Here is a 4,920-nt window from a genome sequence, read left to right as displayed (position 1 = left end):
CACGGGCCAGCGCTATTACTTACAGCATCATAGAAACGGCAAAGGAGAATGGGTTGAATCCTTTCCAATACCTCAGCTATCTTTTTGAAAGACTTCCCAATCTGGACCCCACAGACGGTAACGCCCTGGATCAGTTACTCCCCTGGTCCGATTCGTTACCCCCTGCCTGCAGGGCCAGTAAATAAGCTGGATTTTGTCCCCACCTGATTGCAAGGTGGGGTTTATTTTACGCTTACTTTTAGAGCATCAATGAAAAATATTGAGATAGGAAGATTATCCTATAAACCCGGGGATTGTGCCAGGTGGGTAGGGTTTGACGCTTACAGCTTTTTAGAGCATCAATGAAAAATATTGAGATAGGAAGATTATCCTATAAACCCGGGGATTGTGCCAGGTGGGTAGGGTTTGACGCTTACGTAATAAAGAATCTTTGAGCCAACTATCCCAATCCGTAAGACTTTTTCAGCTATATCAACCATCGTCTTCAAGGCACTTTTATGCACTACAGTGTCATTGTTTAGTAACCAGATATAGTCTGAAACAGAATTGATAGAATACCGGATGCCCACATTATTTCCTCCGGCATACCCCAGATTAGCCCCGGTCTGGATGAGTACCATCCGGCGGTTCGGGGGCAGGGCCTCGATCTCCGCCTCCAGTTCCGGTAGGCCGCCAGCCTCGGCGGTGACCCGGTCGTACTCGATCCAGCGTACAGGCTTGGTTGACGGATCGTAAGTAAAGAATTTTGATTCCACACGCAGCTCGCCCGCCGCCCAGGCTTTAATTTTTTCCATGGAGCCATCAGTGGAGCCGTTGTCAATGACAACGATGCGGTAATTGGGATAGGTTAACCGCTGCACCGACTCCAGGCATTCGACTGTATCCTGCCAGCCGTTGTAGTTAAGGATGATGATGAAAACACTTGGCAAAGCCATCATTGCACCTCAGATTTCTGCGTAGGTAATTCTACTAACATTTCTTGTTACTCTTAGCGACCGTGTTCATGGTACTGAGAACGCCCGTAAGTAGCCAGATTAATACTCCTACTTGTTCCCAGAAAAATGTCTCGAAAGTTAGCCCGTCTATGGAAAGTGATAAAATACTGAGGGCTACCCACTGATTCCAGGTTAATCCTCTAAGCAAATTCTTTAGACTTGAAAGAACCTGTACTATTAGGATAATTGCTGTACCAACTAAACCCACCTCCATAAGCATGGTCAGCCATATGTTGTCAACTACAAGCAGTCCATCAGGAGGTGGCGAGTTAAGTAGTTCTTCACGGGAGTAACCCACGCCATTCCCGATGAGGAACGAAAATGGCGTTTCCAACCATCTTTCTGTCACCCATCCATACATTAAGAGTCGATGGGAAATCGAACCATCGTTAATACTTGTCATCGATAAGCGCATCTGGACATAAGTTCCTATGGGGGTCATATAAAAGCAAAGCAGAAGTAATGCTAATATAGGGATAAATCTTAACCGAACGATGTAACCTCTTACTAAAAGGAATAACAGTAACGTGACAAGAAAAGCCAACCATGCTCCTCGACTGAAAGTCAACAATATTCCGAGCACCATTACGGAAAAGCAAAGCCAAGCAATGTACTTCTTCCTGCCTGCGGTCTGACACAAAGCATATTCTAGCCAAGCAAACAGAGCAGGTAACAAAACGGCAGCAGCAACGACTGGGTGGCCAATTGTTCCAGGACTGCGTGTGACACCTTCGCCAAAGGCGGCAGGATAAATAAGGAAGCTACCTTGAACAGGCTCGATAAATGGACCAGAGATAAACGTATATATGACTAAAGCTGCTTCTACTAAGCCTGCCAGACGGATGGATGCTTCCAGCTTGGACAAAAATTTTGCTCCTCCAAAGAGTGACATAACACGACCGATTATGTATGAACTAATAACAATTAACACATAGTACGCCCATCGTGATATTGCATGAGATGTCGCATGAACAGACGCTATTAAAAACAGTACCATTACCAACACATCCACAGTGCGGAGCCGAGGGAACAACCCACTTCCGAAAACAGAAACAAAAATAATGACCAAAAGTAACAATAAAATAAATCGAACTAAAGTAAGTTTGCCGAAAAATGGGCTTTCCATTAAAAGAAGTTGCGGTATTACTTCCACTGGCGGCAACATAGTGATCGGAAAGATAGCAAGAGCTACTAATAAGGTAACCTGGTTTATCCACCATAAATTACTATTGGCAAAATTTATTCTATCTTTTGTATTTTTTGTTACACATAATTCTGCTACCCGTTCCACAATCATACACTGTCCTCTCTGAGTCCGAAGACAAAATCTAGCTCGCTGTACGGATCATAATACTCCACATAGAGAGCCGTTGTCGATGACCACTATGCGGTAGTTGGGATAGGTCAACCGCTGCAACGACTCCAGGTACCAAATGGTGTCCCGCCAGCCGTTGTAGTTGAAGATAAAGGATGAAAACATTTGGTGAAGCCATCATTGCACCTCGGATTACTACGCAGACAATCCTCCTCACTTCCTGCTATTCTGAGCGACAGATTCTACAATTAAAGCCCCAGGCAACTTCGTTTCAACTACTTCAATGATGTTTTACCTTCTTTATAGATACCGTCACAAAACACTCCAGTTAAGCATTAACAAAACACAAGAGAGATGGTGTTCCTTACCATGGACAAGAATGGTCTTTAACAGCAACTCATTATGATCACATGTAAAACCAATAAAAGTGGAGATAATCCATCTAAAAATACCCTCTCTGCCAGGTAAACAGCTAATAACATCGAATATCTAATTATGTCTAATGATTTCTTCCCACGGAGGGAAATCTTATGTACATGCCATCAAAAGAAGAGCAACTCTCCTTCTATCACCCGAACCTGATATTGGCCCGGATGTTTGGACATGACAATTTTATCACCTGTTCCGGGAAAAATGCGACCTTTTGTCAAGGACGTGCACTTTACGCCGTTGTACTGTCCCGACAATGGCCGTCCTACCGCTTCACCGGCAATCCTGTTCAAAGCGCTCATTTTGCAGCGGTTGTTTGACTTGTCCGACCGGAAATTTGAAGAAGCCTGCCGGTACGATTTCCGGTCAAATACATCCTTGGGTTAGAGCTGGACGACATAGATTTTGACCATAGTATTTTCGGCCGTTTCCGGGATCGCCTTCTTCAGTTGGAAAAACACAAAGAAGCCTTTTTCAAGCTGCTTGAGCTTTTGATTGATGGAGGACTGGTTAAAGAAAACGAAAAGCATCGCATAGACTCCATCCACATCATAGCCAATGTAGCGGTACCGGCGGCCACTGAACTTATCCGCCAGGGGTTAGACAATGCCTGATCCATCGGTAAATTCAACTTCTGTAAGATCAAGGATGCGCTCAGCTAAGGATACATTTACTAGGTATAAATTGTTTACCTGCTCAATATTAAAAAGTAACACTTCATCAACTATCGTCTTTGTATGTGTACTAAAAACTTGTATCATATTAGGTGCTTGTTGAGAACGCGGGATGATACCTAAATATCTTTTACGAGTCGCTGAAATGCCGGCATAGAAATACTTATCTGATACAGCTGCTCCTCTTCCCCATCCACGAGTTTGTATCCTATCTATAAGTCCCCATGATTTATTATAAATATTGATTGTTGCGTTCCCACTATCAAAAACCCAGTAATTCCCATTAACTTTTCTTACACTATGAGGTGCTTTTAAACCAAGGGGTATACGTTCTCCTGTTTCAAGATTAATAATACCACCATCACCTTGTTTCTTTAGCTTTGATGTCACCTGGTGCAGTACTTGCCTTCCCCATACATGATGTACTAAACAAAATAATTTTCCTTCGTAATCAGCAAAAACTTGATTACAATGATATTTATCAACTAAAATAGAGCTTGAATCGCCACTTCTATCAGCTCTATTTTTTTGAAACGGTTCTTTCAAGTCGTAAAGATTAATCCTGCGCTCAACAGTTTGTGTATTAACATTTATAGCCAAAACTTCATCATAGCCCGTATTTGAAACCCATAAGGTACCGTTTATAAATTCAATTTCGTGAACATCCTCTAGCTCAGAACATGGAATTCTACTAATGCGACCAGTTCTAATGTCTAGTTTTAGTATTGCTACTCCCGGTGCGGGGACGATATATACCTCGTTCTGGTCTGCTTCAGGAAAGGCCAGAGAACTAATGCCAAGTTCACCTATTTTTGAAAGAGATACCGCCTTTTTGATTTCACCATTTATTAATACTTGGAAAGGAATCACCTGCTCCCTATCCATAAACCTATCTTCCATCTTTGCATTGAGCGATCCCGTTATAATAAGAGCTTCGTCCATTCATTCACCTCCAATGATACCCGAAACACTTACATAACTGATTACTAAAGCCCTGAGTTATCATTAGTTTTAATAGCGTGCTTTGGCTCGAAAGCGAGCGACTTGAGCCGAACAGATTAGCCAAACTCAGCAAAAGGCTGGCAGCGGAGGCGGGGCAGAGGGCAAGGATGCCCGAAGCCGGCCCCTGAGGCAGTATGCCAAATGGGCCGGACACCCCGCGGAGCGTTAGCTTGAACGCTCATGCGTGATCGGTTTACCATAAATCCTACTCAATACCATCTAATACCTGGGAATTAACCGCTTTTACCCAGGGTGACAACAGGCGTTCTCTGTTGACATTGGGATCAACGCCCTCAGCCATGAAGTAAATTATGAGCAGGAGAGGATCTTCGTCAATTCCGATAAACTTGAGTACACGAGTCATTATAACCGGCGCAATAGAGTAAAACGACTCGGCCCAGCGCAAAGGAGTAAAGCGAGCGCTTTTCTCCGGAGCCAGCAACCGCATGTGGTTAAGCAGCCGGTGGCTTACAACCAGGGTCAGCATAGCCACCAGAACCAGAGA

The 4,920-nt window shown here is 43.8% G+C and carries 8 protein-coding genes and 1 pseudogene; 4 read left to right on the top strand and 5 right to left on the bottom strand.

The features are described 5' to 3' along the window. On the top strand, positions 1-185 hold a 185-nt coding region (locus BUA65_RS17280; protein ID WP_131821553.1), incomplete at its 5' end, for a transposase domain-containing protein. A 180-nt stretch (positions 186-365) separates the two neighbouring features. Here BUA65_RS17280 and BUA65_RS17275 read toward each other — a convergent pair. From BUA65_RS17275 to BUA65_RS19055, 3 genes are read right to left on the bottom strand one after another with little or no spacing between them, the layout of a single operon-like run. Beyond that, the gene (locus BUA65_RS17275; protein WP_242656389.1) at positions 366-929 is read right to left on the bottom strand and encodes a glycosyltransferase; all 564 of its coding nucleotides are present in this window, start codon (positions 927-929) and stop codon (positions 366-368) included. A gap of 40 nt (positions 930-969) precedes the next feature. Further along, positions 970-2,292 (bottom strand): O-antigen ligase family protein, encoded by a 1,323-nt coding sequence (locus tag BUA65_RS17270; RefSeq protein WP_072871604.1) that lies wholly within the window; start codon positions 2,290-2,292, stop codon positions 970-972. Between the two features lie 48 nt (positions 2,293-2,340). Further along, complete coding sequence (locus BUA65_RS19055; protein WP_278246299.1) at positions 2,341-2,475, bottom strand: glycosyltransferase family protein; 135 nt, start codon at positions 2,473-2,475, stop codon at positions 2,341-2,343. Between the two features lie 365 nt (positions 2,476-2,840). Between BUA65_RS19055 and BUA65_RS17265 the strand changes: the two genes are divergently transcribed. The 3 genes from BUA65_RS17265 (at position 2,841) to BUA65_RS19295 (ending at position 3,353) form a co-directional block, all read left to right on the top strand. Beyond that, the gene (locus tag BUA65_RS17265) at positions 2,841-3,059 is read left to right on the top strand and encodes a hypothetical protein (RefSeq protein ID WP_242656388.1); all 219 of its coding nucleotides are present in this window, start codon (positions 2,841-2,843) and stop codon (positions 3,057-3,059) included. After that, positions 3,022-3,126 carry a transposase gene (locus BUA65_RS19420; RefSeq protein WP_500683356.1) on the top strand — a complete coding sequence of 35 codons (105 nt, stop codon included), beginning with the start codon at positions 3,022-3,024 and terminating at the stop codon, positions 3,124-3,126. The genes BUA65_RS17265 and BUA65_RS19420 overlap by 38 nt, the downstream gene beginning before the upstream one ends. 62 nt (positions 3,127-3,188) lie before the next feature. Continuing rightward, a complete protein-coding gene (locus tag BUA65_RS19295; RefSeq protein ID WP_165613296.1) occupies positions 3,189-3,353 on the top strand; it encodes a hypothetical protein in 165 nt (54 codons plus the stop codon). On the opposite strand, the gene BUA65_RS17260 is transcribed toward BUA65_RS19295, so the two are convergent. Then, positions 3,339-4,355 (bottom strand): DUF4915 domain-containing protein, encoded by a 1,017-nt coding sequence (locus tag BUA65_RS17260; protein ID WP_072871600.1) that lies wholly within the window; start codon positions 4,353-4,355, stop codon positions 3,339-3,341. The genes BUA65_RS19295 and BUA65_RS17260 overlap by 15 nt on opposite strands. Positions 4,356-4,620: 265 nt before the next feature. Beyond that, positions 4,621-4,920: pseudogene (locus BUA65_RS18455) on the bottom strand (hypothetical protein); the annotation flags it as partial.

It is taken from the genome of Desulfofundulus thermosubterraneus DSM 16057 (genome assembly GCF_900142025.1).
GTDB lineage: Bacteria > Bacillota > Desulfotomaculia > Desulfotomaculales > Desulfovirgulaceae > Desulfofundulus > Desulfofundulus thermosubterraneus.
The sequence above is the reverse complement of the archived record's forward strand: the minus strand, read 5'-3'. Positions and strand labels throughout refer to the sequence as shown.

Bases quoted from the DNA above. Each gene is read 5' to 3' on its own strand.
- BUA65_RS19055 (WP_278246299.1), bottom strand. From the start codon at position 2,475: ATGTTTTCATCCTTTATCTTCAACTACAACGGCTGGCGGGACACCATT.
- BUA65_RS17270 (WP_072871604.1), bottom strand. From the start codon at position 2,292: ATGATTGTGGAACGGGTAGCAGAATTATGTGTAACAAAAAATACAAAA.
- BUA65_RS17265 (WP_242656388.1), top strand. From the start codon at position 2,841: ATGTACATGCCATCAAAAGAAGAGCAACTCTCCTTCTATCACCCGAAC.
- BUA65_RS17260 (WP_072871600.1), bottom strand. From the start codon at position 4,355: ATGGACGAAGCTCTTATTATAACGGGATCGCTCAATGCAAAGATGGAA.